The sequence below is a fragment of the Mycobacteroides sp. H003 genome, assembly GCF_001440135.1.
Lineage (GTDB): Bacteria > Actinomycetota > Actinomycetes > Mycobacteriales > Mycobacteriaceae > Mycobacterium > Mycobacterium gwanakae.
This window is the reverse complement of the sequence record NZ_LJYL01000011.1, coordinates 206,703-232,413: the sequence shown is the minus strand read 5'-3', so window position 1 is coordinate 232,413 and position 25,711 is coordinate 206,703. Positions and strand designations below refer to the sequence as shown.

Sequence of the window (25,711 nt, the reverse complement as noted above, 5' to 3'; positions counted from 1 at the left end):
CATGACTAGGACTAGGCACCGCGAACTCGATCGGGCCTACCTGCCGCCGCCTCGGGTGAGCGAAGTGCATGGGGGTACCGCAGTGTGCATCGTGGCGTACGGCAGGCCAGATCTTCTCGCGGCCTGTCTGACGTCCTGCCGCGAACATCTTGGCGATCTGCCGGTGTACGTATGGGACAACTCGGCGCCGGACTACCCGGGCATGCAGGCCGTGCGGGCGAGCTATCCCGCCGTGCAGTGGCATGGTACGGGTGAAAATCTTGGATTCGCGGCGGCCGTCAATCGATTGGCAGATCTCGCGCCGGGAGCGCATCTGCTGCTGTTGAATCCCGATGCCACTGTGCGGGGGGCGCTCACGCTGACCCGCGCCCAGATCGCGAACGAAACCAAGGTGGCGGCGGCAGCACCGCCGATAGAGGCGGCCACCCCGCACCCCGGTGAGCTTTCGTGGGATAACGCGCATCGCACTCCCAATCTGCTGCGGGCGTTGGTGTCACGCGTGGGCTACGCACCGGCCTTGCGCGGCCGGGTTGTCTCCGAGCTCTACCACAAACGCCCCACCGATGTGGACGGATATCTCACCGGGGCTTGCCTGTTGGTCAACCGGCAGGCCTGGAATGAGGTCGGCGGCTTCGACGAGGAGTTCTTCCTCTACGGCGAGGAGGCGGATTGGCAGCTGCGCGCCCGGTCCGCGGGCTGGCGCCTGGTTCTCGTCGATGAACCCGGTGTCATGCACAGCGCCAAGGGGACCGTCGCAGGAGACGAGCAGCGCTGCATCCGCTCCGACGATCTGCTGCGTGCGAACATCGCTTTGACACTGGAGCATTCGAGGGGAGTGCGCACCGCCGATCTTTACCTGGCAGGGACTTCCGTGTTGGACCGGGTACAGCCGGGGGCCCGGCGGGCACGCGCGGCGCGGATCGGGGCTGGCTCGGGACGCCCACAGATAATCCTCACCACGAATCGGTTGGTGTACGGGGGAGCCGAACGACAGCATGTATTGCTGGCCACCGAACTGGACAGACGTGGATACTCCGTCACCATCGCATGCATGCAGCGATTCGGCCCGTTGGTGGCCGAGGTCCCGCCGACGGTGCGCGTGGTACGCCAACCCTGGTGGTGCCCCGCCTTTGAGACCGCCGATGGTCCCACGATCCTGGTGTCGGGGGATACCAACACCGAGACCGGGTGTGCAACGCTGTGGCGCGCATCCGGACGGCACCGCAGATGGCTGGTGGCGGCGCATATCCCGCCCGAACTGAATACGGGCACCTATTCGGCCCCGCTCGCGAGGGCGATGAGCCGGGCCGACGGGTTCATCGCGCTGTCGCAGCGGCACTGGGACGAGGTGTCGGCACACCAGCGGGTGGGTACCCGTTTCTTCACCGCTCCCAACGGGGTCGTCAGCCGTCGCGAACTTCCCGAGCAAGCACCCGAGCGCAGGGAACCGGACGGCCCGTTACGTTTTGTGATGCTGTCTCGCATAGTCGAACACAAGAACCCGCATCTGCTGGTGGAGGCGCTGAGCGGTTTGACCGAATACGACTGGCAACTCTCCATATTCGGTGACGGGCCCGATCGTCAACGATTGGAAGCTCTCACGCCTGAGTCCGTGCGCGATCGTGTGCACTGGCGGGGCTGGTCGCCAGGACCCGAGCATGCGCTGGCCGATTGCGACGTGCTCTGCGTGCCCAGCCGAAGCGAGGCCTTTCCCCTGGTCATTCTCGAAGCAATGGCGCGGGCCGTGCCGGTCATCGGTTCCGCGGTGTGCTCGGTGCCCGACATGCTCGACCACGGTAGCGGTGTGGTGGTCGACCCTATCGATGTGCCGGCGTGGCGGACCGCCCTCGAGAATGCCCTTACCGCGCCCGGTCACCTGACAGCGTTGGGGCGTAAGGGATTTGACCGGATGCGTGATCTGTACACCATCGAGACAATGGCGGACTCGTACGAGGAGGCCTTCACCGCGGTGTTCAAGGGTTGATGCCGGATGAGAATCCTGTGGTTGTCTCCGTGGATGCGTCCCTTGGCGCGTGTGCATGCCGAGGCGCTGCGAGCCCGGGGCGCCGCGGTGCTGTTGGTGACCTCCGATCAGCATCCGGAATCCGGTCCGGCGCGGGACTACGAGCTGGTCCTGGAGCCGTCCCTCAAGGAACCGGCCGGCTGGGTGTCATGGGCACGCACGGTGCCGCAAGTCCGGGCCTTTCGGCCAGACGTGGTGATCGATGAGCTGGTCCGCGACCCGCGTTGGCAGGTGTTCGGCGCGGGGCTGCCGCGCGTGCGACTCATCCACGATGATCGGCCGCACGACGCCTCCGAAGAGGTGCCGCGGTGGAGAAGCGCCGCGTTCCGCCGGTGGGACAAGAACACGGCTCACCGGGTGGCGTTCAGTGATTACGTCGCACGGCGGATAAGCGCGCGTGAGTCATCTCCGGTCGGGGTGGTTCCGCTCACGAGTGATCTGGACCCGCAACGGGTCCCGCCCTTCGTTCCCGCGGGCGGGCGCCGGGATTTCGTACTGGTCGGGCGACTCAACGGCTACAAGAACGTCGGCCTCATCCTCGATGCGTGGCAGGCGCATGTCGATGGTCCGGCATGGCAAGGCGATAACCTGGTGCTGATCGGTGACGGCGATATCCGCAGGGCGTTACCCGACTCGGTGCGGTGGATTCGCGGACCGTACAGCTACGATTCTGTGCTGCAACCTCTTTCAGAGGCCAAGGCATCAGTCGTGCACTACCGTCAAGCATCGCAGAGCGGTGTGCAGACGTTGTCGATGCAACTCGGGGTGAACGTCATCGTCTCCACCGAGGGAGCATTGCCGGAATTCCAGCCGCCCGCGGAGGTGGCACTGCACCGCGACGACACATCCGGACTCACCGCCGCGTTCGACCGTCATGCCGATCCTGCCGTCGCCGCTCGACTCGGCTGGGAGGCTCAAGCGCACTACACGCAAAACTTCACCGCGGATCACGCCGCCGCCAAGTTGTTAGCGATCTGCGAGCGACTTCCACGTCCGCACTAGCTGCGCCTCCCAGCCCGCGATATCGAGACCGCGCACCGTCTCGCGCGCGGCGGCCGCCAGCCGGCGCCGCTCCGTCTGGTCGGTGCTCAGCCGGGTCAGGGCCGCCGCCAACACGTCGACATCGCCGGGCGCCACCAGTACGCCGTTCTCTCCGTTGCGCACCACCTCGGCAATCGACCCGACCGGTGAGGTGATCACAGCAACGGCGGCGCCCATGGCCTCCAGAAGCGCCATGGGCAGCCCCTCGGCATAGCTGGGCAGCACGAAGATATCTGCACCACTGAGCAATTCGGCACCGGCGGCCGCGTCCAGCCAGCCGTGCACGGTGATCACGTCCGCGACATCGGCTGCCGTGACCGCGGCACGCGCCTCCTCCACCTCGCCATCGCCGGCAAGGTGAATACGCAGTGACGCACGAACCTCGGGCGCCAGCACGGATGCGGCCCGGATGATGTCGTAGGTGCCCTTGCGCTGTCCGAGCCTGCCCAGACTCACTGCCGTCACCGTGCTGCCGCGCGAGGACGCAGGCTCGTCGGGGATGCGCACCGGATTCTGCAGCACGGACACTCGTGCGGGATCGAGCTGCAGGCAGGTCGCGTACTCGTCGGCGAGTTCGCGTCCCAGAATGATCCACCGATCAGCGGGTAGTGCTCGCCGCACACCGCATTGCACCGCGATGTGCTGACTCCGGTACCAGCCGCAGAAGTCGAAGCTATGCGCATGGATGAGTGCCGGCACTCCACGGATGCGCGCGGCCCACAGCGGCATTGCCTTGCGGGCGACGCTTCCACCATGGCCCAGGTGCACGTGCAGGACGTCAACGCGCCCGGTGAGGACCAACCACGATGACGCCATCATGCCGCGCACACCGACCCACAACCAGCGCCACCGCGCGGCATCGACATAGGTGGGCACCACGCGCACGGTCACGGCAGGGTCAGTCAACGCCGCCATATGCGCCATGACGGTTGCCATACCTCCGCGGCTCTCAGGACTCGCGGGGGCAGGCCCGATGGCCAGGACGCGCACCGGCGCCGGCCCGGGGGCGGAGTTGGACACGGGCCAAGTGTAGAGGTCAACAGCTCGGTATCGTTCCCCGTTGTGACCCGTGCGCCCGCGGCCAGACACCGCCGTTCATCGGTGATGTGCGCCGCCGCGCTCGCGGTGTTGGCACTGGTAGCTGCGATGGTTCTGGCACGCGACTCCAGCAAGTTCCAGCACCCGGATGCCTCGGACACGACGGCTCGCCGGCTCGATACCGGCCCGTTGGTGCCGAACTCGCTCGATGTGCAGTGGTGGGTGCGCGATCACCCCAATGATCCGCGCGCCGAGGCAATCCGGGATCGGATCGCACGATACCCAATCGCGATGTGGGCCATCGGCAATGACGAGGACGACAGCCGCAACATCGGCGATATCGTCGAGCGTGCACGAGAGGCCGGCGGCACCGCGCAATTGACGCTGTACAACATTCCGGATCGCGATGACGGCTTCTCCGGGCCTCACCGCGCCGTCACGCCTCAGATCTATCGAGCCTGGATCGACCGAGTGTCCGCACTGGTGGGGGACACCCGGCTGGTGCTGATAGTGGAACCGGACGCGCTGTGGTTCGCCGATCGACAGTCTCTGGAGGGCACTGATTTTGACGATCGGATCCGTTCGTTGCGTTACGCGGTGCAGACCTTCTCGGCCCATAACGTCAACACCCGCGTCTACGTGGACGCGGGAACCTCATCCGGTTCGGTGACACCCGAGCGGATGGCGGCACTGCTGGCGAAGGTGGGCGTCTCCGACCGCGTCGGGTACGCCGTCAATGTGTCGTCCTTCGCGCCGACCGCCGAGATCACCGCCTATGCGCAACGCATCAGGGCGGCGTTGCAGCAGTGGTTCGGTGTCCGCGATCCACGCTATGTCGTCGACACATCGCAGAATGGCAACCCGGACTGGAACTTCGATTGGTGCAATCCTGCCGGCCGCATGCTCGGTGCATCGCCAGTGGTGCTGGGACAACCCGACGGTCTGGACATGAACCTCTGGATCCTCGCGCCGGGTAGCTCCAACGGCCCCTGCGGCATCGCCTCCGACGCACCCGGCGGACAGTTCAGCCCGGCGCTGGCGTCAGTATTACTGCGCTAGCACAGTCCGGTCATCCAGCGGCCTTCCAGCTCCGGAAAGCGCAGGCGGACTTCCGCATACAAATCTGGCAGGGTGAGCAGCACCCGGTCGGGATCGGCAATCACCAGATCCTCGGGTGACACGATCGGGATATCCGTTCCGGGCATGCGTCGTCCCTGCTTGGCAAGAGATGCATCGGCGACCGCTATCACCGACTCCGTCGTCAGTCCGGCACGATGAAACAGCGCCACCGCCCGTGACGGTGCTCCGTACGCGTACACCCGCTCTCCGCATGCACGTCTTTCATCAAGCCACTGCGTGAGGCGCCGCACCTGCTGGTCCACCTCATGCTGCAGCTCGACGAAGCGATGCGGATCGACAGCTCCACGGGCTTCTTCCCGCGCAACGATCTGCTCTGCGGCAGGCGGCAGGGGATGGTCTCCGTGGCGCGCCGCCACCAGCAGAGTGCCGCCGTATAAGTCGAACTCCCATACCGCCACCACGGACATACCCGCGTCGGTAAGCATTCGGCGCAGCGCGGTGAGTGAGTAGTAGGCGAAATGTCCATGTCGTAGCGAATTCCATTGACCCAGTTCCAGGATCGTGGCTATCGAGTGGAATTGCAGAAGCAGCACACCCTCGGCAGCGGTCCGGCGGACGCGAGTATGGATAGCGTCGGCCTGGTCCTTGTCGTGCATCATGCCAAAGCTATCCAGCACCAGGTCCGCGGGGCCGTCAGGGGCGAACTCAAAACCCCTGGAAAAGACGAGATCCAGCCAGCTGCCGCCATGGGGACTGGTGAACTCGTAGACGGTGCGCCCGCTCAGGAGCCCGGCGGCGTCAACTCGGGCAACCGCGTCGGCTGCCTGATCGCGCAGGGCTTGCGGCTCCACGGCACGCGGCTCCTCGGTGTCCGTGTCATCGACATCGAGCTGCGCGAGGCCACAGTCGGTGCACAACACCATCGCCAAGGGATGTACGGCGTCGGACTCGGGTGCGCTGGAAGCGGCGGGGAAGTGATCGGCGGCGGGTACGGCGCCCAGGTCCAGCACCCGGCGCAGTCCCCGGCCTCCGCAATACCGGCACGTAATCACCGTTGGCACCACAACGTTTCCTCAGTACGGCAGGATGGCGGAGTGCGCATCCACACCACCGAGATCGACGGCGTATTGCTGATGGAACCCACGCCACACCTGGACGACCGTGGGTTCTTCACCCGAACATTCGACGCCGCCACCTTCGACGAGTACCAGCTCGCCGCGGGTGCCACGGTGCGGGCCGCCGATTTTTTGCAGGACTCCCAATCACGTTCACGCCAAGGGGTATTGCGCGGTATGCATGGACGCTCGGGCCTCGGCGAAAGCAAACTCATCCGCTGTGCCCGCGGCGCCGTGTTCGATGTACTTGTCGACGCACGTCCCCAATCACCGACATTCGGACGTTGGCAGAGCTTCACTCTCGACGATTCCACCTTCGCGCACCTATTCGTCCCGTCCGGCATATTGCATGGCCATCAAGCGCTGACAGAGTGGGCCGACCTCTGCTACCGCATCGACCGGCCGCACGATTCCACCGAGGACGTCTCGGTCGCCCATGACGATCCCCAGCTCGGCATCGACTGGCCGCTCCCGGTTACCGTCATCAGCGCCAAGGATGCCGCGGCGGGCAGTTGGGCCGCGTTGACCGGGCGCTGACCGGGTCACCGCGCGACCGGGCGCAGCGTGTCGTCTACTGCTCCGGACTCACGCAGATTCTTCAAATGCGCCAGGCGGGTGAAGGATTGGCGAAACAGTGATTCGGTGAGATTGCCGGCCACGCACTGCTCGTAGAGCTCCTTGGCGCCGGCCGCGATCGACCATTGCGCCCGGTATCCGGGCAATGCGGCACGGATCGCAGAGAAGTCGACGCGGTACGAACGAGGATCCGCACCCGTCTCTCCGGTGATGGCCAACGTGGAGTTGGGCACGGCGGCGACGGCCGCCTCCGCGATCTGTGCAACCGTCTGGTTGTTCTCCTCGGTACCGACATTGAAGGCCGCACAGTGGATTACGTCCTGGGGGGCCGTGAGGCATTCCAGGAATGCCGATCCGATATCGCGGGCGTGTACCAGGGGCCGCCATGGCGTTCCGTCCGAGAGCACCCGGACCTCGCCGGTGAGAACCGCGTTGCCGACGAGGTTGTTCAGCACGATATCGGCGCGGAGGCGGGGCGAGTACCCGAATGCTGTGGCGTTACGCAAGAACACCGGCGAAAAGGAGGAGTCGGCGATCGCCGCGACATCGTCCTCGACGCGGACCTTGCTCTCCGCGTACGGGGTCAAGGGTTTCAGCGGGGCGCTCTCGGTGACCAGGTCCTCACCGGCCGAGCCGTATACCGAACATGTCGACGCGTACAGGTAACGGCTGACCCCAGCATCTTTGGCCAGCTGCGCCAGGCGCACGGAGGCGTGGTGGTTGATGTCATAGGTGAGGTCCGGCGCCAGCGCGCCGAGCGGATCGTTCGAGAGTGCCGCCAGGTGGATCACCGCATCAAAGCCTGCCAGCTGGTCCACCGTCACGTCGCGAAGATCCACCGCGAGCGACGGCGGTTCGACGAGTTCCGGCCCCAGTACACAGTCGGCGAAAAGCCCCGAATCCAAACCAACCACATCGTGACCGGCCGCGGCGACCATCTGCGACATCACGGTGCCGAGATAGCCCTGATGACCGGTGATGAGAACCTTCACAACGCTGCTCCTAGTGGGGATGTCGCCGACGGTGCGGCTCCGAGTTCGATCGTTGCCTTTTCCAGTACGAACGCTTCGGCGTACCGGTGGCGGCACTGCACGCCGCGGACGCGCGCCACGGCAAGAAATGTCTCGTGGTCGAACCAGTCATGGGGGCGTTGCGACGGATAATGCGCGTAGATCAGATCTGCCTTGCTGCGGGCGATGTGGTCAGTCAATGGCTGAAATACGGTGGGTGTCGGGGTATCGGTTTCCCACTTGATGATCTCGTAACCGAGGATCAGATGGTCACGGAACTCGGTGGGCGCCAGTGTTGCCAGTAGCCGGTGGTCCTGGTGGGCGTCGCGGCGCTGCGGAGCGAAAACCAGCGAGGCGCCCGACTCACGGCGAAAAGCCGATAGCGCATCCTTGATTTGATTCCAATGTGCGGGGGCTCGTCCGTCCGGAAAGTCGAGTACGTCGACGGTCACTTCGGCCCCGGGGCACAAGGCCGTCAGCGCGGCCCGCTCCTCGGATTCTCGTTCTGTGCCACCGCCCGTCAGCACGAGTGCCCGGACCCGCAACCCGGGGCGGCGAGTCGCCATCGTGAGCAGGGTGCCACCCATGCCGATCGCGATATCGTCGCAATGTGCTGCCAGCAAGGCGATTTCGTCGACGGTTCCGGTGTTGAGTTCGATCACGTGGTGGCGGGCTCCTGCTCCCAGACCATCCATGGGCGCACGCCCTTGCGGTAACCCTCGTCAAGCTCGGCGCGTTCCTTGAAGGTGTCGGCCGGCTTCCAGAATCCGTTGAACTTGTAGCCGAACATCCTGCCCTCTTTGGCCAGCGACCCGCAGGCATCCTCGACGAGGTCGCCGCCCGCGGGCAGATAGTCGAAGACATCCTGGGAGAGCACGAAATAGCCGCCGTTCTCCCACATGTCGAGCTTGGAGACGGCGGTGATGTCGGTGATCGATCCACCGTCATTCACGTCCACGGTGTGGAACGACGATTGCGGCGGAACCAGGAGCATGGACGCGGCGGCTCCGGAATCGTGGAACTTGGCCACCAGATCGTCCAGGGGAGCGTTGGTGAGAACGTCCGCGTAATTGGCCAGGAAGTAGCGATCGTCGCCGAGGTGGTGACGTACTCGCCGCAGCCGCTCTCCGATGGGCGATTCGGCGCCGGTGTCGGCGAACGTGATGGTCCAATCGGCGATATCGGACTTCAATAGCCGCACCTGGCCCTCGGCCAAGACGAAATCGTTGGATTGCGCTTCGTTGTAGCCAAGGAAGAAGTCCTTGATGGCCTCAGCGCCGTAGCCTAAACACAGGATGAATTCCTTATGTCCATGGTACGCATAGTATTTCATCACATGCCAGATGAGGGGGCGCGGTCCGACCATCTGGAGCGGTTTGGGGATCACATCGCCGGCGCCGTTGCGCATGCGCATGCCGAAGCCTCCGCAGAAAAGCACGACCTTCATACCGATGCTCCTTCGGGCTCAATATGGGGTTCGACGACGTGTAGCTGCGGCAGGGGGTAGACGAGCCTTCCACCCCATTCGCCGATGTGCCGCAACTGCTGGGTGATCTCGGCTTCCAGGTTCCATGGGAGCACCAGCACCACGTCGGGTTTGTCTTCATCGATTCGCTCGGGGGGGTGCACCGGGATGCGGGTGCCGGGACTGAACATGCCTTGCTTATAGGGGTTTCGGTCAACGGTGTAGCTCAGAAGGTCGGTGCGGATGCCGCAGTAGTTCAACAGCGTGTTGCCCTTACCGGGCGCGCCGTAGCCGACGACGGTCTTGCCCTCTGCCTTGCAGGTAAGCAGGAACTGCAAGAGCTCCAGGCGGATTCGTTCGGTTGTCGCACGGAATCGCTCATATCCGGCCAATTCATGCAGACCTGCCCGCCGTTCCAGCTCCAAGACCTCGGCGACCGATTTCGCGATCTCGGGCAGGCATTCGCGAGGGCGCGCCCACACCCGTATCGAACCACCGTGTGTGTCAAGCAGTTCGACGTCGACCACTTCCAGATCGCCTACAGCGAGCGCTCTTTGAGCCGCTAATACGGTGTAGTACTGGAAGTGTTCGTGGTAGACGGTGTCGAACTGGCCGAGCTCGATGAGGTTGAGCGCGTGATGTACCTCGATGCTCACCCAGCCGTCATCGGCAACGAGCCCCCGCAGGGCCCGCGTGAATCCCCGCAAGTCAGGGATGTGCGCGTACACGTTGTTGGCCGCGACCAGGCGGGCCGGACCGTGTTCCGAACGGACGCGGGCCGCGGTGCCCTCGTCGAGGAAGGCCGTCAGGGTCGGAACGCCCTTGTCGCGCGCCGCCTGTCCGACGTTCACCGAGGGCTCAATGCCCAGGCAGCGGATTCCCTCGGCAACGGCGTGCTGTAGGAGGTAGCCGTCGTTGCTAGCCACCTCGATCATGAAGTCATCCGGGGCGTCGGGAGAAAGTCCCAGGCGCGCAATCGAGTTGGTGACGTATGCGCGGGCGTGATCGACCCAGCTGTCGGAGTACGACGAAAAGTATGCGTACTCGGTGAAGTTGTCCTCAGGGCTAATCAACGCAGGGATTTGCAGCAACATGCAGTCGCGGCAAAGCCGCAGGTGCAGGGGATAAGTGGGTTCCGGCAGATCCAGCTCATCGGCGTGCAGAAACTTCTGGCAGGGTGGGGTGGCACCCAGATCGACGACGCTGAGCAGCTCCGTCGAGTCGCAGAGGCGACAGCGCACCGGTTTCTCCTATGCCAGCTATGTGGAGTACGGATGTCTCCAAACCCGGCGATAGGTTACCCGGTTCTCGGCGCTACTGCGACCAGCGGTTCGCGATCAGGTTGAAGCCGATGTCGTTGGTGTTCTGCATGGCCTCGTAGAGGCGGTAGTACGAGATGTAGCTGATCCGCCACTTCCCATCGGCGTCGCGGCGGTAGCGGTCGGTGTAATACGAGGTCCCGGTGATGAGGACGCTGTGTGCCGGGACGATGACGACGTCGCTCATGGCCCAGCTGCCGGTAGCGGTGTCGCCGTCCACCGCGATCTCTGGATGGCTCATGGTGTGCACGCTGGTGATGTCCGTGGTCAACGATGACCGCATGTAGTCGACAACACCGGTGCGCGAGGTGAACTCGAGGGGCGCGCCGTGCACTGCGGTGCCGTAGGTCGCCTCAACATCCTCGGTGAGTGTGTCGGCGAACTCGTCCCACAACTTGTTGTCGAGGGTGCGGGCGTAGCGGTACTTGAGTTCGGTGATCTCGTGGATGTCGACGAGGGTCTCGGGGGTCATGCTGGCCAGTCTTAGCACGCGGCGAGGCGTCGTGTGCGACATCGGCAGGGGTTAGACATGGTGTGCGGTTCCTGCCAAGGTCATCTGCAAAAGCTGTGTGTGGGAGTACATTTGTCCTGTATTCGTCCACCCTTTGAAGAGGTGCCCATGAACTCATTCACCCGTTTTGTCGTGGCGCCCGCGGCCGGCGTCCTGGCAGCTGCGTTCGTCGGATTCGGAGCGGTGGCTTCGGCTGATCCGTCGCCGGCACCTCCGGTTCCGGGCGCACCCAACTCGCCGTCGCATGGATCGCTGGTCGATCAGCCGAGCAACGACGGGAACAGCGGCTGGGGCTACCTCCCCGGCGGCGCCGGCGCTCAGTGCGAGAACGCCTGGGTGGTGTGCGGTTCCGACAACAACCCACCCGAGTCCAATATCGCTCCCGGACATGACGATGACGGCGGCTGGGTCAGTGCACCCGGCGAGACCGGCTCCGACTGCGAGAACCCCGGGGTCACCTGTACCGACGTCGGCTAGGCGCGGTCAATACATCTGGCCGTAGGCCATCGATACCCAGCTGTGCTGACCGGCGGCTCCTTGCACCTTGATGGTGTGGGGGGCCGCCGGATTTGCCTTCACGGCAAGAAGCATCACGATCACCCCGGGCTTGCTGGGGTCGTCGCCACATATGCCGCCGCCGGGTATCGGGGTGTTGTCCAGCGCGATGTTCACGGCCGGGCCGCCGGTGCAGAGGGCCGCGATGTAGGCCGCCGGGCCCGACGCTGATGGTTGGGGCGCTACCGGGATGTCATAGCTGCCGGTGCCGTCCTTCGTGGCGGCGATGACGGGGTTCTGCAGGCTCCGGAAGGTATCGCGGATGCGCTTGGCCGGGTCATCCGCGTCGGCCTTGGCAGTCGGCGCGAGGGAGGTGGACCGGGGGATGGTCGAGGCGGCGAAGGTCTTCGTGGTGGCCGTCGACGACGCCGTGTCCGATATGCGGGTAATACCGGGCGATGTTTGGCACGCTGCGACCGCAGAAGCGCACACCATAAGCGTCAGCACACCCACAGTTGCTCGGTTCATGCGGGGAATCAAAGCATGACGGCCGCGATTCGCGGCGCCCTTGGTCGAGTTTGGACTCCATATCGCGGAGCTATGGCGTGGTCTTTCTGGTGCCCTCGGTGAGATTCGAACTCACACTGCACGGGTTTTGAATCCGTTTCCTCTGCCAGTTGGGATACGAGGGCCTGGCGTTACTGCCGTTTTGGAGTCCAACGGCCAGTCGCGCGACCTCCAACCTTAAGGGATGGGGAACATCACTTTCACCAGGGTATCGCCGTACACACGACCACATGCGTCACAATGGTCGCCATGACCGGCCCTCAGAACACCGAACCGGCGGCGCCCGCCCGCCGTGTGCTCGTCGCCGAAGACGAAGCCCTCATCCGCCTCGACCTGGTCGAGATGCTGCACGAGGAGGGCTATGACGTGGTAGGTCAGGCCGGGGACGGACAAGAAGCCGTCGACCTCGCCCAGGAACTCAAACCCGATCTGGTGATCATGGACGTGAAGATGCCACGTCGCGATGGCATCGATGCCGCCTCGGAGATCGCCGCCAAGCGCATCGCGCCGATTGTGATCCTCACCGCATTCAGCCAGCGCGACCTGGTGGAGAAGGCCCGCGATGCCGGCGCCATGGCCTACCTGGTGAAGCCGTTCTCCAAGACCGATCTGGTACCCGCCATCGAGGTCGCCGTGAGCCGTTTCGGCGAGCTGACCGCGCTGGAGAAGGAAGTTCAGACGCTCGCCGACAGGTTGGAGACCCGCAAGCTGGTCGAGCGCGCCAAGGGCGTTCTGCAGTCGACCCAGGGCCTGTCCGAGCCAGAGGCGTTCAAATGGATCCAGCGCGCCGCGATGGACCGCCGCACCACCATGAAGCGCGTTGCCGAAGTGGTGCTGGAAACACTCGATACCGACGCGCCGAGCTGAAACTCCGGTAAGCACTGCGCGTTGCCCCGCGGTTGGCTATGTTTTCTGATCAGCGATTTTGTTATGACCTGTCAGCCCCAGCCATCCGGAGGTAATCGTGCGTGCACGCGCGAGTGTGATCATGCTGGGCGCGGTGTCCCTCGCCCTGGTCGGTTGTCACGCCGGCACTCAGTCGGACGAGTCCAATCAGACCAACCTGAAGATCTCGCCGTTGGTGCAGATCGCTCAGGATGGGACCGAGGTGCCCGCGTCGAACGTGAAATCAGCGGCCGATCCTGCCGGTGACGGAAAAGCACAGTGCGCCAACGTTTCCCTGGCGATGGCCGGTGCGCTCAACGGTCCCGATGCCGCGCTCGGGATCAATATCCTCGACGGGGCGAAACTCGCCGTCGACAAGCACAACGCCGCAAATCCCGGATGCCAGATCAAACTCCGCGAGTTCGATACCGAGGGCCTGCCGCAGAACGCGAGCAACATTGCCCCGCAAATCATCGGCGACCCCACCATCGTCGGACTGATCGGGCCGGGGTTCTCGGGGGAGACGAAGTCGACGGGCCAGATCTTCAGCGAGGCAGGTCTGGTCTCCACGACCGCCTCGGCCACGAACGTGACGCTCACCCAGCAGGGCTGGAAGACGTTCTTCCGCGGGCTTGCCAATGACGGCGTGCAGGGTCCCGCTGTCGCCAACTACCTCAAGAAAACGCTCGGGTACAAGAAGATCTGCGTCATCGACGACAGCACCGACTACGGATCCGGGCTTGCCAACGCGGTTCGCGGGACGCTCGGGACCGACTGCAATGCCTCGGTGAAGAAGGGGGACAAGGACTTCTCCGCGGCGGTCACGCAGCTCAAGAACGCCGCACCGGACGCGGTGTTCTTCGGTGGCTACTACGCCGAGGCGGCTCCCTTGGTCCAGCAGCTGCGTAATGCCGGAGTGACCGCGACATTTGTGTCCGCGGACGGGGCAAAGGATATGGAGTTCGTCAAACAGGCCGGTGATTCCGCGAAGGACGCACTGCTGTCCTGCCCGTGCGGACCGGCTTCGGACACCTTCTCCAAGGAGTACACGGCCAAGTTCCAGCAGGAACCGGGCACCTACAGCACCGAGGGGTACGACCTGGCCACCATCCTGGTCAAAGGCATCGACGCCGGAAAGACCACCCGAGCGGGGTTGCTTGATTGGGTCAGGAATTACCAGGGGCAGGGTGTGGCGCGTGAATACAAGTGGAACGAGAACGGAGAGCTAACCTCGACACTTATCTGGGTGTATAAGGTCACGTAGGACATACGAGGGGACTAGGCTCAGCCGCAAATGATTTCGGGGTGGATGGCACAAACAGATGTGCAGGCCAGCACAATTTCATTCGATCTGCACGGACTGTGGAACAGCATCGGTCAGCTGACGATCGACGGTTTGGCGTGGGGCGCCATCTATGCGTTGGTCGCGGTGGGTTACACGCTCGTCTTCGGGGTGTTGCGTCTGATCAACTTCGCGCATTCCGAGGTGTTCATGCTGGGCATGTTCGGGGCGTACTTCGCCCTGGATGTCGTGCTCGGGTTCTCGCCCGGCGGCAATGCCTATAACAAGGGCGTCTCGCTCACCGTGCTGTACCTCGGTGTCGCCATGCTCATCGCCATGGCGGTATCGGCCACCACAGCGCTGGGGTTGGAAGCGGTCGCCTACCGCCCGCTGCGTCGCCGTGGCGCACGGCCCTTGACGTTCCTCATCACCGCCATCGGGATGTCTTTCGTTATCCAGGAATTCGTGCATTTCGTGCTGCCGAAGATCCTCAAGGGTTACGGCGGCAGCAACGCGCAACAGCCAATCCGGCTGGTGACGCCCAGGCCGGTATGGACCTTCGGCCCATTTGATGTGGGCGGCCGCCACATTCCGTTCCAGGCCACGATCACCAACGTCACCCTGGTCGTCGTGGCAGCGGCCTTGGTGCTGGCCTTCATCACCGATGTCGCGATCAATCACACCAAGTTTGGGCGCGGTATTCGGGCGGTCGCACAGGACCCCACGACGGCGACGCTGATGGGTGTATCTCGCGAACGCATCATCATGACGACCTTCATCATCGGTGGTCTGCTGGCCGGGGCCGCCGCACTGCTGTACACGCTCAAAGTTCCGCAGGGCATCATCTACTCCGGCGGATTCCTGTTGGGCATCAAGGCATTCTCTGCCGCGGTGCTCGGCGGTATCGGCAATCTGCGCGGAGCGCTGCTCGGGGGCCTGCTGCTGGGCGTGATGGAGAACTACGGGCAAGCGGTGTTCGGCACCCAGTGGCGCGATGTGGTGGCCTTCGTCCTGCTGGTGCTCGTGCTCATGTTCCGGCCCACCGGCATTCTCGGTGAGAGCTTAGGGCGGGCGAAAGCATGACCACCGCAGCACGCGCCCTGGCGCCGGGCGACTCGATACGCCGATGGTGGTCCGAGCTGGCCCGTCCGGTCCAGTGGGTGTACGGGCTCATCGGATTCGCGCTCATGGCACTGCTTCCGGTGTGGAAGATTCCGTACCTGAACACTCCCAATACCAGCTTCGGCGGGGTAATGGCCCAGTTCGCTATGGTGGCGCTCATCGCGATAGGCCTGAATGTCGTTGTGGGACAAGCTGGATTGCTCGACCTGGGGTACGTCGGTTTCTACGCCATCGGTGCGTACACGGTCGCATTGCTGACCAGTCCCGACAGTCCCTGGAATCGCATGGGGACATCGGCCTTCTTCAGCTCGAGCTGGGCCTGGTTGTCGTGTCTGCCCATCGCGGTCGCGATCGCCGCCTTCTTCGGTCTGGTGCTGGGCACCCCCACGCTGCGCCTTCGGGGTGATTACCTGGCCATTGTCACGTTGGGATTCGGCGAGATCATCCGCCTGCTGGCCGATAACCTGGAGGTCACCAACGGCCCCCGCGGTCTACACAAGATCGCCTATCCGCACGTGGGGGAGCAGTACGTCCGTGGTGGCGTCTTTTCCAGCGGCAATTCCGGTGGCCACCTGAACTACGGGGTGTGGTGGTACTGGCTAGGACTCTGTCTGATCGCGGTGGTGCTGATACTGATGGGCAATCTGGAGCGCAGCCGGGTCGGCCGCTCGTGGGTGGCCATCCGGGAGGACGAGGACGCCGCCGAGATGATGGGGGTTCCCACGTTCCGGTTCAAGCTGTGGGCCTTCGTGATCGGCGCCAGCATCGGCGGACTGTCCGGCGCCCTCTACGCAGGCCAGGTGCAATACGTGGCATCGCCCACCTTCAACATCATCAACTCGATGCTGTTCCTGTGCGCCGTCGTCCTCGGTGGGCAGGGTAACAAGCTTGGCGTGATCTTCGGCGCGTTCATCATCGTCTACCTGCCCAATCGCCTTCTCGGCGTGCAGGTGCAGGGTGTCGACCTCGGCAATCTGAAGTACCTGTTTTTCGGGTTGGCGCTGGTTGTCCTGATGATCTTCCGGCCGCAGGGCCTGTTCCCGGCCCACCAAAAACTGATGGCCTACTGGCGCAAGGCAACTGAGCGGATTGGCGCCAAGAAGCCCGAGGAAGCCGAGACCACGGCATGACCGAGCACAACGAGACCAGCACAGGGGCCGCACCGGAAGTCGACGAACTCATTGACTCCGGCACCGCGGTTGACCTCGCCGGGGAGGCCCCGGACGAGGCCGATTCCGCCGAGGCAGAAGTGCTGCTCGAGGTCAAGGAACTGACGCTCAAATTCGGTGGCCTGCAAGCCCTCGACGGGGTCAGCTTCGATATTCGGCGCGGGGAAATCCTCGGGCTGGTCGGCCCCAACGGTGCGGGCAAGACGACCTGCTTCAACGCCATCACCGGGGTATACAAGCCGACATCGGGCGCCATCGTGTTCGACGGGAAGCCACTGCGCCGGCTGCGGCGCCACCAGATCACCCGGCGTGGGATCGCCCGGACCTTCCAGAACATCCGGCTGTTCGGCGAGATGACCGCCTTGGAGAACGTCGCGGTCGGCACCGACGCCCGGCACAAGACGTCGGTGCTGGGCGCGCTGCTGCGAACCCCGCGGCATCGCCGCGAGGAGCACTACGCCGTCGATGTGGGGCTGGGGCTACTCGACTTCGTCGGCATCGCCGATGTAGCCGACGTCAAGGCCAAGGAGCTGCCGTATGGCAGCCAGCGCAGACTCGAGATAGCGCGGGCGCTGGCGACCGAACCCAAACTGCTCTGCCTGGACGAGCCGGCCGCCGGATTCACCCCCAGCGAGAAGGAATCGCTGATCAAGCTGATCCAGCGCATCCGGGACTACGGCTACACGGTGTTGCTCATCGAACACGACATGAAGCTCGTCATGGGCGTCACGGACCGCATCGTGGTGCTCGAATTCGGCAGGAAGATCGCCGACGGCCTGCCCGCCGAGGTACGAAACGATCCGGCGGTCATCGAGGCGTACCTCGGAGTGGCCGATGAGGAGTTCCACGGACCCGATCCCGGTTGGCTCGATTCGGCCGCACCCGATACCGAAAGCGAGAGGTAGATGCCTCCCGTACAGCTGAAACTCAACAACGTCGGGGTCCACTACGGTCCGATCCAGGCGGTGAGCACGCTGTCCTTCGATGTCCGGGAGGGCGAGCTGGTCACCCTGCTCGGTTCGAATGGCGCCGGTAAATCGACCACGATGCGCGCCATCTCGGGTCTGGTGCCGCTGAGTTCGGGGACGATCTTCTTCGAGGGCCAGGACATCTCGAAGATGAAGGCGCACAAGCGCGTCAAAGCAGGGATCGTGCAGGCCCCCGAAGGGCGCGGAATCTTCCCCGGCATGACCGTCGCCGAGAACCTCGAAATGGGATGTTACGGAAGAAAATTCAAGTCCAGGGCGGAGCGCCGGGAGCGTCTCGACTGGATCAACGCGTTGTTCCCGCGGCTGGCCGAGCGTCGGCACCAAGAGGGCGGCACGCTCTCCGGCGGCGAGCAGCAGATGCTCTCCATTGGACGTGCCCTGATGGCCAGGCCGAAGATCCTTCTGCTCGACGAGCCTTCCATGGGTCTGGCCCCGCTGCTGATCACGAAGATCTTCAACATCATCGAGGAGATCAACGCCTCGGGGACGACGGTGGTTCTGGTCGAGCAGAACGCACAGCAGGCACTGAGCCGTTCGGACCACGCCTATATTCTGGAGACCGGATCGGTCGTGCGGTCCGGTGCCGGGCGAGAATTACTGCAGGACGACAGCATTCGCTCCGCCTATCTCGGCGTGGTCTGAGGTTCACCGGTTTCAGCCAGCGATCGCTGCCACGGCCAGGTCATCAGCGCCCAGACCGTCAGGACCAGTACGGTCGCGGTGACGACGTACCACGGCCATGGACCCATCAGGTCGAAAAGACTTGCGGTCGAGGGTTTCTGATTGAGAAATCCATAGTTTGACCCGACGACAGCATTGAAGGCCATGGTGAAGACAGCCCAGGACAATGTGACCATGGCGGTCATGCGATAGCTGCGCCAGGTAGGGCGTATGCCCCGCCCCCAGGTGAGATAGATGGCCGCCCACACCACGAGCAGATGTATCGACCAGAACGCCAGGAACCCCCGCCCCGGGAAGTCGGGACCTGTCAGCACGGGGGAGATCAACGCCTGGCTGCTGAGCACCAGGCCCCAGTAGTAGGTCAACGCATACGCCCAAGTGCGCTGGGACCACAGCGCATAGGCGGCGACCGCGGTCGCCAGGTCGGTCAGCCGCAGAGGCACCGAGGCCTCGATGCGCGGGGGGATACATCCCGCGATCAGTATGGCGGCATAGATGATCGCGGTCACGGCGCCGAGCACCCGCCCCAGAAGGCGGGCTGGGGTATCGGTGAGCCGACGCCCCTGCCACACCAAGAGCCCTGCGCCGAGCACGAATACGGCCAGAATCACCCAGTGCGACGGACCGTACGCGTGGAACTGTCGCACCATCGCTTGAGGCTAACGCCCCGCGATCGTAGGTGAGCGCCGCTAGCGCGCCACAATCACCGACGAGCCGTTGCCGAACAAGCCCTGGTTTGCGGTAATCCCAACCCGGGCACCCTCGACCTGCCGGTCACCGGCCTGCCCGCGCAGCTGCCAGGTCAGCTCGCACACCTGCGCGATGGCCTGCGCCGGAATGGCCTCGCCAAAACAGGCCAGACCACCGGAGGCATTCACCGGGATCCGGCCGCCGACCGTCGTGGCGCCGCTGCGCAGCAGCTGCTCACCCTCACCCTTGGCGCACAGGCCCAGGTGCTCGTACCAGTCCAGCTCCAGGGCCGTCGAGAGGTCGTACACCTCGGCAAGGCTCACGTCCTCGGGGCCGATACCGGCCTCCGCGTACGCGGCGTCAACGATCTGGTCCTTGAAGACGCGATCGGGCGCCGGCACCACCGCGGTGGAATCGGTTGCGATATCGGGGAGTTCGGGAAGATGCTGCGGATACTTGGGGGTGATGGTTGCGACGGCGCGCACCGAGGGCACGCCTTCGACCGAACCGAGATGCTTCTTCACGAAGTCGGCGCTGGCCACGATGAGGGCCGCGGCGCCGTCGCTGGTCGCGCAGATGTCCAGTAGCCGCAGCGGATCCGACACCACCGGGCTGGCCAGCACATCCTCCACCGAGGATTCCTTGCGGAACCGCGCGTTCGGGTTGTTCAGGCCGTGCCGGGAGTTCTTGACCTTCACCTGGGCGAAATCCTCTGCGGTCGCGCCGTAGAGGTCCATCCGCCGCCGGGCCAGCATCGCGAAGTACACCGGGTTGGTGGCTCCGATGAGGTGGAAACGCTGCCAGTCCGGGTCGGCCTTGCGTTCGCCGCCTACCGGTGCGAAGAAGCCCTTGGGGGTGGTGTCGGCCCCGATGACTAGCGCCACGTCGCAGAATCCGGCCAGGATCTGAGCGCGCGCACTCTGCAACGCCTGTGAACCACTGGCGCAGGCCGCGTAGGTCGAACTGATGGGCACACCGTTCCATCCCAGCTTCTGGGCGAAGGTCGAACCGGCGATGAAGCCCGGGTAGCCGTTTCGGATGGTGTCCGCTCCGGCGACGAATTGAATTTGGCGCCAATCCAGTTCGGCGTCTTGAAGCGCGGTGCGGGCGGCCGCCACGCCGTACTCGGTGAAGTCGCGACCCCACTTGCCCCATGGGTGCATGCCCGCGCCAAGGATGTAGACGGGATCCGGGGTGCGGCTCATGCGGAAACCTTCTTCCATGCGTAGACCAGCCGCTCGACACCCTCGTCGTCGGTGTACAGCGGCTCCAGGGCGAGTTCCATCGGCTGGCCAACCTTCAGATCCGCGGCGCCGGTGCCGGCGACGACCTTGCCCAGCACGATGATGCCCTCGGCCGCCAGCTCGACCGCGGCGATCGCGTACGGCTCGTATGGATCAGAGGGCGGATACGGGGGAGGCGGTGCGTACTGGTTCTCGGTGTAGCTCCAGACCGTGCCGCGCGATGACAGCGGCACCTGATCCAGCACGTCACTGTCACAGGCCGGGTTGGGGCAGTTGTTGGCGCGCGGCGGAAACACGATGGTGGCGCACTGTGTGCACTTGCCGCCAATCAAATGCGGTTGGCCGGATTCGTCGGTATCGAACCAACCGTCGACGGCGGGGGCTTGATCTGTAGGCACCCGGTCAGATTACCCATGCTCGCGAACGAATTGAAACGTGTGTCAGTTTTGTGTCCCGCACAGCGGGATCAGGGCTGGAAGGCCGAGTCCGCAGGCACGAAATTCTCGAACGTGCTGCGCACAGTTGACATACCCCACAGGTGCTCAGCCAGCGCCGCCGATTCGACCGTCGGAAACCCGTGGGCGTCCCCGGGTGTCATGGCCGCCATCTCACTGCCGAGAATGAGGGCCCCGATGGTCAGCAGCCCGACGTACACGCCGCGTGGCGCCATCTCAGAATGTAAGCCCTGCAGATAGTTTCGTGCCGCGGCGGCAGCCGGACCGGGCCCACTCATCTCCGGCCTCGCCCTGGCCCCAGTACCGCCGATGGTGGCCAGGATCGTTCCGCGTTTCCGGTCAATCATCCCCGGCAGCGCGGCGGTCACCGTGCGGATCAGTGGCCGCACGAACAGCGCCCAGTAATGGTCGGCCTCGGCCGCGGTGAGATCGCGCGCCGGGGTGAATGCCACCGGCGACGAGGGGCCGTAGTAAATCGCCTCGATCGGCGGCAATGCGGTGTCGACTGCCGTGAGAAGTTCCTCGACGCGGATGTCATCGGTGAGGTCCACGGAAAACGCGGTCGCGCTCACTCCTCTTTCCGCAAGGTCTGCCACCAAAGTATCGAGTGGTTCGCGTCGGCGGCCGACCACCGCAACGTGGAATCCTTCGCGCCCAAACCGCCGCGCCACCGCTGCTCCGGTGCCACTGCCGGCACCCAACACCAGCATTGTTCTGTCCATGACTAACCTCCAGGTCATATCATTTCTTCTGATATGTGCGTAGCACCATCATGGAGATGTTTTGGACCTCCTACAAAAGGCACACACGTGTGCGCCCGCGAACAAGGATGTGCGTGATGACCGAGCTCGACATGACCTCCGTCGGCCCCACGTCGCCGAGCATCTGTGCCGGGGTAGGGCTGGCCGAAGGTGAATTCATTCGAGAGGTTCTCGACCGCGTGGGCGACAAGTGGAGCGTGCTGATCATCGCGACCCTGCACGATGGCCCGCGCCGATACACCGAGCTGCACGAGGCCATTCCGGGCATCTCGCAGCGCATGCTCACCCGCACGCTGATGCTGTTACGCCGCGATGGCCTCGTCACGCGCACCGCGTTCGCCGAAGTGCCACCTCGAGTCGAATACGCGCTGACACCGCTGGGAATCGACCTGCACGGCGTCTCCGCCGCGTTGGTGCTCTGGGCACGCACCCATCACGTGCAGATCCGTGGTCACCGAGCCGTGTTCGACGCTGCGCTGGATAACGCATCGGGGTCGTAGGTGCTGTCGCACCCGTTGCTTAGGGTAGGAGGGTGACTGCGCCTGCGACCAAGACCGGAACCAAACAGCCGACCCTCCTGCTGCTCGACGGTAACTCGCTGGCATTCCGGGCGTTTTATGCGCTCCCGGCCGAGAACTTCAAGACGCAGTCCGGCCTGACCACGAACGCGGTCTATGGATTCACCTCGATGTTGATAAACCTGCTGCGCGATGAGGCGCCCACACATGTGGCAGCCGCCTTCGACGTTTCCCGCAAGACGTTCCGCTCGGAGCGGTACCCCGAGTACAAAGCCACCCGTTCGGCCACGCCCGATGAGTTCCGCGGACAGATCGACATCACGAAGGAAGTCCTGCAGGCACTCGGTATCACCGTGCTCGCCGAGGAGGGCTTCGAGGCGGACGACATCATCGCCACCCTGGCCACGCAGGGACAGGCCGAGGGTTTCAAGGTCTATGTGGTCACCGGTGATCGCGACTCGCTGCAGCTGGTCAACGACGACGTGACGGTGCTGTATCCACGCAAGGGCGTCAGCGACCTCACCCGGTTCACGCCGGAGGCGGTGGTCGAGAAATACGGCCTGACGCCCACCCAATACCCGGATTTCGCGGCACTGCGGGGCGACCCGAGCGATAACCTGCCCGGGATTCCGGGTGTCGGCGAGAAGACCGCTTCCAAGTGGATCCTCGAGTACGGGTCGTTGCAGGAATTGATCGACAAGGCCGACACCGTGCGCGGAAAGGTCGGCGACTCACTGCGCGCAAACCTGGCCTCGGTGGTCCTGAATCGCGAGCTCACCGATCTGGTTCGGACGGTGCCGCTTCCGTATGTCCCTGCCCAACTGGCGCTGGCTCCCTGGGATCGTGATCAGATCCACCGGCTCTTCGACGATCTTGAGTTCCGGGTCCTGCGTGACAGGCTGTTCGAGACCCTGGAAGCCGTCGAGCCCGAGGTGGACGAGGGATTCCAGCTGGTGGGCCAGGCCCTCGAGCCGGGAACTGTCACCGACTGGCTGGCCACACACACCTCCGATGGTCGCCGTAGCGGACTAGCCATCGTCGGGGCGTACACGCCCTATGACGGCGATGCCACGGCGGTGGCCGTCGCGTCGGCCGACGGCGATGGTGCGTACATCGACACCACCACGGTCACACCAGAGGACGAAGCAGCTCTGGCCGCGTGGCTGGCCGACGAAGCTCGCCCCAAGGCGCTACACGAAGCAAAACAGGCCATGCACGCACTGGCCGGGCGTGGGTGGCAGCTCGACGGTGTCACCTCCGACACCGCTCTCGCGGCCTACCTGGTGCGCCCGGGGCAGCGCAGCTTTGCCCTCGACGACCTGTCGTTGCGTTATCTGCGCCGCGAGCTGCGCGCCGAAGACGATGGAGAGCAACAGCTCTCACTACTCGATGACGACGGCGCCGGTGATGCCAAGGCTGCTCAGGCCCAGATGTTGCGTGCCCGTGCCGTCATCGACCTCGCCGATGCACTCGACATCGAACTCGAACGTATCGAGTCGGCGGGTCTGCTGGCCGACATGGAGCTGCCGGTCCAGCGGGTGCTTGCGGGATTGGAATCCGTTGGTATCGCCGTCGACATCGACCACCTGACCTCTCTGCAGAACCAGTTCGCCACCGGTATCCGCGAGGCAGCCGACGCCGCCTACGCGGTGATCGGTAAGCAGATCAACCTGGGCTCTCCAAAACAGCTGCAGGTTGTGTTGTTCGACGAGCTCGGCATGCCCAAGACCAAGAAGACCAAGACCGGCTACACCACCGACGCAGATGCCCTGCAGACACTTTTCGACAAGACCGGACATCCGTTCCTGGAGCATCTGCTCACACACCGCGACGTCACCAGGCTGAAGGTCACCGTCGACGGGCTACTGAAATCCGTTGCGGCCGACGGGCGTATCCACACCACGTTCAACCAAACGATCGCGGCGACGGGCCGGTTGTCGTCAACCGAGCCGAACCTGCAGAACATCCCGGTGCGCACCGAGGCCGGTCGCGAGATCCGGGACGGATTTGTGGTCGGCACGGGTTACTCCGAGTTGATGACGGTTGACTACAGCCAGATCGAGATGCGCATCATGGCGCATCTGTCGGCCGACGAGGGCCTGATCGAAGCGTTCAACACCGGCGAGGACCTGCACTCGTTTGTGGCCGCCCGCGCATTCGGGGTGCCGATCGACGAGGTCACCGGCGAGTTGCGCCGGCGGGTCAAGGCGATGTCCTATGGCCTGGCCTACGGATTGTCCGCCTATGGCCTTGCCACCCAGCTCAAGATCTCTAATGACGAGGCTAAAGAGCAGATGGACCAGTACTTTTCGCGATTCGGCGGCGTTCGCGAATACCTGCACGCCGTGGTGGATCAGGCGCGTAAGGACGGATACACCTCGACAGTGCTCGGCCGGCGCCGCTACCTGCCCGACTTGGACAGCGGCGATCGTCTGCGGCGCGAGGCGGCCGAACGTGCCGCGCTCAACGCACCAATCCAGGGGAGCGCTGCCGACATCATCAAGGTCGCGATGATTACCACCGACAACGCTTTGCGCGACAAGGGCTTACAGTCACGCATGCTCCTTCAGGTGCACGACGAGCTGCTGTTCGAGGTGGCCGACGGCGAGCGGGAGACGCTGGAAGCGCTGGTCCGCGAAACCATGGGTTCGGCATATCCGCTCGATGTGCCACTGGAGGTTTCGGTGGGGTACGGCCGCAGTTGGGATGCCGCGGCCCACTAGTGATCGGCCAGTAATCGGCCAAGAGTGCGGCGACCGATCTTGCTTACGGTGGGATTGCTCTGTTCGTAGTACCAGATCAGTCCCATCGCCTGTTGGAATGCCCACGCCCGACCGCGTTGCCACTGCGGTTCATCCACATGTAGGCGTTCTCGGAACACTCTGCGAGGACCGGCATCCAGAAGGTGCCAGGCACACACCAAGTCCAGTGCCGGGTCAGCGGGCCCGAGGTCACCGACATCAAGTACACCCGCTAGGCGTAAGCCGCTGGACACCAGTAGGTTTCCCGACATCAGGTCACAGTGGCTTGTGACATCGGCTTCCGGTCCGCGCGGCAGCTGTCGCATTCGGGCCCACATTCGACGCAGTGGGGGTATATCGACTAGTACTTCGCTGCGTTCGAGACATGTTTGCATCCAGGCGTCGTGACTGGCCAGTTCGCCACCTCGGCCCGCGCCACCGAACGTTCTGCCTTCGGTAGAGATGGCGCGGATGTCCCCAATGAGCGCAGCGAGATCGTGGGCGAAGCCCACTGAATCGCCGGGATCGCGGTCGGTGGCCACCACACCCCGCAGCCATGTTTGCACGGCCCACGGCAATTCATAGCCGGCGCCTGGTTTCCCAATTGCCACAGGCTGAGGTGTTGGAAACCTTAGGCGCCTCATGAGGCTTCGCGCGGCCGCAGACTCGGCCTCCAGTTGCTTCAGAACCACCCCAGCGTCGTCACCTTCTAGCGGAAAGCGCAACACGAGACGGTCACCGAGTCGAAAGATTCCATTGACCGTTCCATGCCCGTCGACGGCCCTGATAGGAAAGTCGCGCCATTCAGGAAATTGGTCGTCAACCAGGGCGCGCGCCACGGGAACAGTGACATCCAGCTGGCCGGCATGCATATCCACGGACCAAAGCATTCGCGGCAATGCATCTGGCGTGCAAGCCAATTACCTGCCCGAAC

General features: G+C 64.3%; 26 protein-coding genes and 1 tRNA gene. 13 read left to right on the top strand and 14 right to left on the bottom strand.

Annotated features, from left to right (window positions below; all coding sequences use genetic code 11):
• The first annotated feature begins 1 nt into the window (after position 1).
• Together AOT87_RS09865 and AOT87_RS09860 are read left to right on the top strand one after the other, a co-directional pair.
• Positions 2 to 1,984 carry a glycosyltransferase gene (locus AOT87_RS09865; protein ID WP_057969095.1) on the top strand — a complete coding sequence of 661 codons (1,983 nt, stop codon included), beginning with the start codon at positions 2 to 4 and terminating at the stop codon, positions 1,982 to 1,984.
• Between the two features lie 6 nt (positions 1,985 to 1,990).
• A complete protein-coding gene (locus AOT87_RS09860) occupies positions 1,991 to 3,025 on the top strand; it encodes a glycosyltransferase family 4 protein (RefSeq protein WP_109398586.1) in 1,035 nt (344 codons plus the stop codon).
• On the opposite strand, the gene AOT87_RS09855 is transcribed toward AOT87_RS09860, so the two are convergent.
• Positions 2,990 to 4,084, bottom strand: coding sequence for a glycosyltransferase family 4 protein (locus AOT87_RS09855; protein ID WP_057969031.1), 1,095 nt, complete (start codon positions 4,082 to 4,084; stop codon positions 2,990 to 2,992). The two genes, AOT87_RS09860 and AOT87_RS09855, sit on opposite strands and share 36 nt — an antisense overlap.
• A gap of 42 nt (positions 4,085 to 4,126) precedes the next feature.
• On the opposite strand from AOT87_RS09855, the gene AOT87_RS09850 reads away from it, so the two are divergent.
• Positions 4,127 to 5,161 carry a glycoside hydrolase family 6 protein gene (locus tag AOT87_RS09850; RefSeq protein WP_157859007.1) on the top strand — a complete coding sequence of 345 codons (1,035 nt, stop codon included), beginning with the start codon at positions 4,127 to 4,129 and terminating at the stop codon, positions 5,159 to 5,161.
• On the opposite strand, the gene AOT87_RS09845 is transcribed toward AOT87_RS09850, so the two are convergent.
• The gene (locus AOT87_RS09845; protein ID WP_324612962.1) at positions 5,158 to 6,243 is read right to left on the bottom strand and encodes a class I SAM-dependent methyltransferase; all 1,086 of its coding nucleotides are present in this window, start codon (positions 6,241 to 6,243) and stop codon (positions 5,158 to 5,160) included. The two genes, AOT87_RS09850 and AOT87_RS09845, sit on opposite strands and share 4 nt — an antisense overlap.
• Positions 6,244 to 6,276: 33 nt before the next feature.
• On the opposite strand from AOT87_RS09845, the gene AOT87_RS09840 reads away from it, so the two are divergent.
• Positions 6,277 to 6,834, top strand: coding sequence for a dTDP-4-dehydrorhamnose 3,5-epimerase family protein (locus AOT87_RS09840; protein ID WP_057969029.1), 558 nt, complete (start codon positions 6,277 to 6,279; stop codon positions 6,832 to 6,834).
• A gap of 5 nt (positions 6,835 to 6,839) precedes the next feature.
• Here AOT87_RS09840 and AOT87_RS09835 read toward each other — a convergent pair whose 3' ends face one another.
• The 5 genes from AOT87_RS09835 to AOT87_RS09815 all read right to left on the bottom strand — a co-directional run bounded on the left by AOT87_RS09835 (position 6,840) and on the right by AOT87_RS09815 (position 11,139).
• A complete protein-coding gene (locus tag AOT87_RS09835) occupies positions 6,840 to 7,865 on the bottom strand; it encodes an SDR family oxidoreductase (RefSeq protein WP_057969028.1) in 1,026 nt (341 codons plus the stop codon).
• On the bottom strand, positions 7,862 to 8,545 hold the full coding sequence (locus AOT87_RS09830; RefSeq protein ID WP_057969093.1) for a PIG-L family deacetylase: 684 nt from the start codon (positions 8,543 to 8,545) through the stop codon (positions 7,862 to 7,864). The genes AOT87_RS09835 and AOT87_RS09830 overlap by 4 nt, the downstream gene beginning before the upstream one ends.
• On the bottom strand, positions 8,542 to 9,330 hold the full coding sequence (locus AOT87_RS09825; protein ID WP_030097751.1) for a glucose-1-phosphate cytidylyltransferase: 789 nt from the start codon (positions 9,328 to 9,330) through the stop codon (positions 8,542 to 8,544). Before AOT87_RS09825 ends, AOT87_RS09830 begins: the two co-directional genes overlap by 4 nt.
• Complete coding sequence (locus tag AOT87_RS09820; RefSeq protein WP_057969027.1) at positions 9,327 to 10,589, bottom strand: class I SAM-dependent methyltransferase; 1,263 nt, start codon at positions 10,587 to 10,589, stop codon at positions 9,327 to 9,329. The genes AOT87_RS09825 and AOT87_RS09820 overlap by 4 nt, the downstream gene beginning before the upstream one ends.
• 73 nt (positions 10,590 to 10,662) lie before the next feature.
• Positions 10,663 to 11,139: a nuclear transport factor 2 family protein gene (locus tag AOT87_RS09815; RefSeq protein WP_057969026.1), complete on the bottom strand. Its 477-nt coding sequence runs from the start codon at positions 11,137 to 11,139 to the stop codon at positions 10,663 to 10,665.
• Positions 11,140 to 11,286: 147 nt separating this feature from the next.
• Between AOT87_RS09815 and AOT87_RS09810 the strand changes: the two genes are divergently transcribed.
• Positions 11,287 to 11,655 (top strand): hypothetical protein, encoded by a 369-nt coding sequence (locus AOT87_RS09810; RefSeq protein WP_030097754.1) that lies wholly within the window; start codon positions 11,287 to 11,289, stop codon positions 11,653 to 11,655.
• Between the two features lie 6 nt (positions 11,656 to 11,661).
• On the opposite strand, the gene AOT87_RS09805 is transcribed toward AOT87_RS09810, so the two are convergent.
• Together AOT87_RS09805 and AOT87_RS09800 are read right to left on the bottom strand one after the other, a co-directional pair.
• Complete coding sequence (locus AOT87_RS09805) at positions 11,662 to 12,201, bottom strand: hypothetical protein (protein WP_070947524.1); 540 nt, start codon at positions 12,199 to 12,201, stop codon at positions 11,662 to 11,664.
• 87 nt (positions 12,202 to 12,288) lie between these two features.
• Positions 12,289 to 12,365: transfer RNA gene (locus AOT87_RS09800), tRNA-Leu, on the bottom strand.
• 124 nt (positions 12,366 to 12,489) lie between these two features.
• Here AOT87_RS09800 and AOT87_RS09795 point away from each other — a divergent pair.
• From AOT87_RS09795 to AOT87_RS09770, 6 genes are all read left to right on the top strand, one after another.
• Complete coding sequence (locus AOT87_RS09795; RefSeq protein WP_057969092.1) at positions 12,490 to 13,107, top strand: ANTAR domain-containing response regulator; 618 nt, start codon at positions 12,490 to 12,492, stop codon at positions 13,105 to 13,107.
• Between the two features lie 97 nt (positions 13,108 to 13,204).
• Positions 13,205 to 14,389: a branched-chain amino acid ABC transporter substrate-binding protein gene (locus tag AOT87_RS09790; RefSeq protein ID WP_030097757.1), complete on the top strand. Its 1,185-nt coding sequence runs from the start codon at positions 13,205 to 13,207 to the stop codon at positions 14,387 to 14,389.
• 30 nt (positions 14,390 to 14,419) lie between these two features.
• Positions 14,420 to 15,490, top strand: coding sequence for a branched-chain amino acid ABC transporter permease (locus tag AOT87_RS09785; protein WP_030097758.1), 1,071 nt, complete (start codon positions 14,420 to 14,422; stop codon positions 15,488 to 15,490).
• On the top strand, positions 15,487 to 16,659 hold the full coding sequence (locus AOT87_RS09780; protein WP_057969025.1) for a branched-chain amino acid ABC transporter permease: 1,173 nt from the start codon (positions 15,487 to 15,489) through the stop codon (positions 16,657 to 16,659). The genes AOT87_RS09785 and AOT87_RS09780 overlap by 4 nt, the downstream gene beginning before the upstream one ends.
• Positions 16,656 to 17,603 (top strand): ABC transporter ATP-binding protein, encoded by a 948-nt coding sequence (locus AOT87_RS09775; RefSeq protein ID WP_057969024.1) that lies wholly within the window; start codon positions 16,656 to 16,658, stop codon positions 17,601 to 17,603. Before AOT87_RS09780 ends, AOT87_RS09775 begins: the two co-directional genes overlap by 4 nt.
• On the top strand, positions 17,604 to 18,329 hold the full coding sequence (locus tag AOT87_RS09770; protein ID WP_030097761.1) for an ABC transporter ATP-binding protein: 726 nt from the start codon (positions 17,604 to 17,606) through the stop codon (positions 18,327 to 18,329).
• Here AOT87_RS09770 and AOT87_RS09765 read toward each other — a convergent pair.
• The 4 genes from AOT87_RS09765 to AOT87_RS09750 all read right to left on the bottom strand — a co-directional run bounded on the left by AOT87_RS09765 (position 18,311) and on the right by AOT87_RS09750 (position 21,479).
• On the bottom strand, positions 18,311 to 19,018 hold the full coding sequence (locus AOT87_RS09765) for a TIGR02206 family membrane protein (RefSeq protein ID WP_057969023.1): 708 nt from the start codon (positions 19,016 to 19,018) through the stop codon (positions 18,311 to 18,313). The two genes, AOT87_RS09770 and AOT87_RS09765, sit on opposite strands and share 19 nt — an antisense overlap.
• A 39-nt stretch (positions 19,019 to 19,057) precedes the next feature.
• Complete coding sequence (locus AOT87_RS09760; RefSeq protein ID WP_057969091.1) at positions 19,058 to 20,263, bottom strand: lipid-transfer protein; 1,206 nt, start codon at positions 20,261 to 20,263, stop codon at positions 19,058 to 19,060.
• On the bottom strand, positions 20,260 to 20,700 hold the full coding sequence (locus tag AOT87_RS09755) for an OB-fold domain-containing protein (protein WP_030097764.1): 441 nt from the start codon (positions 20,698 to 20,700) through the stop codon (positions 20,260 to 20,262). Before AOT87_RS09755 ends, AOT87_RS09760 begins: the two co-directional genes overlap by 4 nt.
• 68 nt (positions 20,701 to 20,768) lie before the next feature.
• Positions 20,769 to 21,479: an SDR family NAD(P)-dependent oxidoreductase gene (locus tag AOT87_RS09750; protein WP_070940489.1), complete on the bottom strand. Its 711-nt coding sequence runs from the start codon at positions 21,477 to 21,479 to the stop codon at positions 20,769 to 20,771.
• 131 nt (positions 21,480 to 21,610) lie between these two features.
• On the opposite strand from AOT87_RS09750, the gene AOT87_RS09745 reads away from it, so the two are divergent.
• Positions 21,611 to 22,018, top strand: coding sequence for a helix-turn-helix domain-containing protein (locus AOT87_RS09745; protein ID WP_198528434.1), 408 nt, complete (start codon positions 21,611 to 21,613; stop codon positions 22,016 to 22,018).
• A gap of 32 nt (positions 22,019 to 22,050) precedes the next feature.
• Positions 22,051 to 24,759, top strand: coding sequence for a DNA polymerase I (gene polA, locus AOT87_RS09740; protein WP_057969020.1), 2,709 nt, complete (start codon positions 22,051 to 22,053; stop codon positions 24,757 to 24,759).
• On the opposite strand, the gene AOT87_RS09735 is transcribed toward polA, so the two are convergent.
• Entirely contained in the window at positions 24,756 to 25,649 is an 894-nt protein-coding gene (locus AOT87_RS09735; RefSeq protein ID WP_057969737.1) for an aminoglycoside phosphotransferase family protein, read from the bottom strand. The genes polA and AOT87_RS09735 overlap by 4 nt on opposite strands.
• Positions 25,650 to 25,711: the final 62 nt, after the last annotated feature.

What these genes read in the sequence shown, in the direction of transcription:
- AOT87_RS09865 (WP_057969095.1), top strand. Translation starts at nt 2, where the DNA reads ATGACTAGGACTAGGCACCGCGAACTCGATCGGGCCTACCTGCCGCCG.
- AOT87_RS09860 (WP_109398586.1), top strand. Translation starts at nt 1,991, where the DNA reads ATGAGAATCCTGTGGTTGTCTCCGTGGATGCGTCCCTTGGCGCGTGTG.
- AOT87_RS09825 (WP_030097751.1), bottom strand. Translation starts at nt 9,330, where the DNA reads ATGAAGGTCGTGCTTTTCTGCGGAGGCTTCGGCATGCGCATGCGCAAC.
- AOT87_RS09815 (WP_057969026.1), bottom strand. Translation starts at nt 11,139, where the DNA reads ATGACCCCCGAGACCCTCGTCGACATCCACGAGATCACCGAACTCAAG.
- AOT87_RS09810 (WP_030097754.1), top strand. Translation starts at nt 11,287, where the DNA reads ATGAACTCATTCACCCGTTTTGTCGTGGCGCCCGCGGCCGGCGTCCTG.
- AOT87_RS09805 (WP_070947524.1), bottom strand. Translation starts at nt 12,201, where the DNA reads ATGAACCGAGCAACTGTGGGTGTGCTGACGCTTATGGTGTGCGCTTCT.
- AOT87_RS09795 (WP_057969092.1), top strand. Translation starts at nt 12,490, where the DNA reads ATGACCGGCCCTCAGAACACCGAACCGGCGGCGCCCGCCCGCCGTGTG.
- AOT87_RS09785 (WP_030097758.1), top strand. Translation starts at nt 14,420, where the DNA reads ATGATTTCGGGGTGGATGGCACAAACAGATGTGCAGGCCAGCACAATT.
- AOT87_RS09780 (WP_057969025.1), top strand. Translation starts at nt 15,487, where the DNA reads ATGACCACCGCAGCACGCGCCCTGGCGCCGGGCGACTCGATACGCCGA.
- AOT87_RS09775 (WP_057969024.1), top strand. Translation starts at nt 16,656, where the DNA reads ATGACCGAGCACAACGAGACCAGCACAGGGGCCGCACCGGAAGTCGAC.
- AOT87_RS09770 (WP_030097761.1), top strand. Translation starts at nt 17,604, where the DNA reads ATGCCTCCCGTACAGCTGAAACTCAACAACGTCGGGGTCCACTACGGT.
- AOT87_RS09765 (WP_057969023.1), bottom strand. Translation starts at nt 19,018, where the DNA reads ATGGTGCGACAGTTCCACGCGTACGGTCCGTCGCACTGGGTGATTCTG.
- AOT87_RS09760 (WP_057969091.1), bottom strand. Translation starts at nt 20,263, where the DNA reads ATGAGCCGCACCCCGGATCCCGTCTACATCCTTGGCGCGGGCATGCAC.
- AOT87_RS09750 (WP_070940489.1), bottom strand. Translation starts at nt 21,479, where the DNA reads ATGGACAGAACAATGCTGGTGTTGGGTGCCGGCAGTGGCACCGGAGCA.
- AOT87_RS09745 (WP_198528434.1), top strand. Translation starts at nt 21,611, where the DNA reads ATGACCTCCGTCGGCCCCACGTCGCCGAGCATCTGTGCCGGGGTAGGG.
- AOT87_RS09735 (WP_057969737.1), bottom strand. Translation starts at nt 25,649, where the DNA reads ATGCATGCCGGCCAGCTGGATGTCACTGTTCCCGTGGCGCGCGCCCTG.